The sequence below is a fragment of the Streptomyces sp. WAC05292 genome (assembly GCF_003949955.1).
Taxonomy (GTDB): Bacteria; Actinomycetota; Actinomycetes; order Streptomycetales; family Streptomycetaceae; genus Streptomyces; species Streptomyces globosus.
Window position 1 is genome coordinate 1 of sequence record NZ_RPSE01000672.1, and the last position, 1,818, is coordinate 1,818.

General features: G+C 75.5%; 1 protein-coding gene. It reads right to left on the reverse strand.

The genetic code is table 11. The features are described 5' to 3' along the window. Positions 1-84 precede the first annotated feature (84 nt). Positions 85-1,770: a class I tRNA ligase family protein gene (locus EF903_RS32255; protein WP_125548495.1), complete on the reverse strand. Its 1,686-nt coding sequence runs from the start codon at positions 1,768-1,770 to the stop codon at positions 85-87. Positions 1,771-1,818 lie beyond the last annotated feature (48 nt).

Below are 1,818 nucleotides of genomic sequence, written 5' to 3' on the forward strand. Positions count from 1 at the left end.
CTCGTGACCGCCTCCCCCGTGTCCGCACCCGCCCCCGCGGCCCGCGCGGTCCGGCGGGGGCGGGTGCGGACACGGGGGAGGCGGTCACGAGAGTTCGTGGAAGTACAGCGGGACCGACGCCGGGAGGGTGCTGCCCGGGGGCAGCAGGCGGTCCTGCGGCCAGGCCGGCATGCGGGTCGCGAGGTCCACCGGCAGGCCCAGCCGCTCGGAGAGGAACGCCGACCAGCCCGGCATCAGCGGCGCCGCCGTCGCCGCGACCGCGGCGAGGAGTTCGGCGTGCGCGGCGAGGCGCGCCGCGTACCGGGCACGCGGGCCGGAGGCCCGCAGCAGGGCCAGCTCGCGCAGGTCGGCGTCGGCCCGCTCCACCGCGGTGGCCAGCACGTCGGCCGCGCGCTGCGGGGAGAACGCCCCGGCGCCGAGGGCGTCGGCGATCCGCCCGGGCAGCGCGGCCCGCTCGGCGGCGGCCGGCCCCCCGGCGTCCGCGTAGTCCGCCTTCTCCGCCTTCTCCGCCTTCTCCGCCTCGTCCGCGCCGGCCGGGACGGTCGAGTCGAAGTCCCGCCCCAGCAGGTCGAGCACGGTGTCCGTCCACCGCTCCAGCGAGCCCGCCAGCACCGTGCTGACCGTGTCGGCGAACTCCTTCATGGAGAAGTTGTTCTGCGCCCGCTCGGGCCCGGTCAGGCACAGGTGGAAGCGGAGCGCGTCCGCGTTGACCCGCCGCAGGAACTCGCCGCCCCAGATGGCGTGTCCGCGACTGGTGGAGAACTTCTCTCCCTCCAGCCGGTAGAACTCGTTCGTCACCACCTGCGCCGGCAGGGTCAGCCCGCCCCGCGCGAGCAGCAGCGCCGGCCACAGCACGGCGTGCGAGAACGAGCAGTCGAAGCCGATGAAGTTGACGATCCGGGTCTCCGGGTCGGTCCACAGCCGCTCCCACTCCGACCGGTCGCCGTTCGCCTCGGAGAGCCGGGCCGTGGCGGCCGCGTAGCCCCAGATGCCGCTGAACCAGGTGTCGAGGACGTGCCCCTCCCAGCCGGGCAGCGGCACGGGGATGCCGTAGCCGGCCTCGCGGCTGATCGGTGTGTCGGGCAGCGGGCCCCGCGCGAACAGCCCCTGCAGGTAGGCGACCAGGCGGGGCCGCCACTCGGCGCGGGCCTGCGCCTCGGCGTGGTAGGCGGCCAGCTCCTCGCGGCGCGGCTCCAGCGGGAAGACGATGCGGCGCAGCGTGCGCGTCTCCGGGGCGGTCCGGCAGGCGGTGCACTTCGGGTCGGCGAGGCCGGCCGGGTCCTGGGGGAGGCCGCAGGCCTCGCAGTAGACGCCGTCGGAGGGCTCCGCGCAGAACTGGCAGCAGCCGCGCACCTCCGCCTCGTACAGGTGGCGGTCGCAGGGCCCGCAGTGGAAGACGGGCAGCTCCTGCACCTCCAGCGCGCCGGACTCCCACAGGTCGAGGAAGAAGCGCTGGACGAACTCGGTGTGGACGGGGTCGGTGAGCGGGCGGGTGAACCAGTCGTGGTGCATGGCGCCCAGCGAGAGGGTCTCCTCCATGCGGTCGCCGAACAGCCGGGCCGTCGGGTGCGCGGTGGAGCCGATCTCGGCGGCCCGGCGGGGCACGTAGCAGGAGTGCTCGTCGGAGTAGCCCACGTGGCGGACGTCGTGTCCGCGCTGTCGCAGGTGGCGGGTGAGGACGTCCGCGCCGAGGAACGGGCCGGAGAGGTGGCCGAGGTGGAGGTCGCCGTTCGGGTTCGGCGGGGCGCTGGTGACGACGTACGCGGTCATGGCGTGTGGGTTCCTTCGGGGACGGTCACGGCGGGGGAGGCGGGGGCC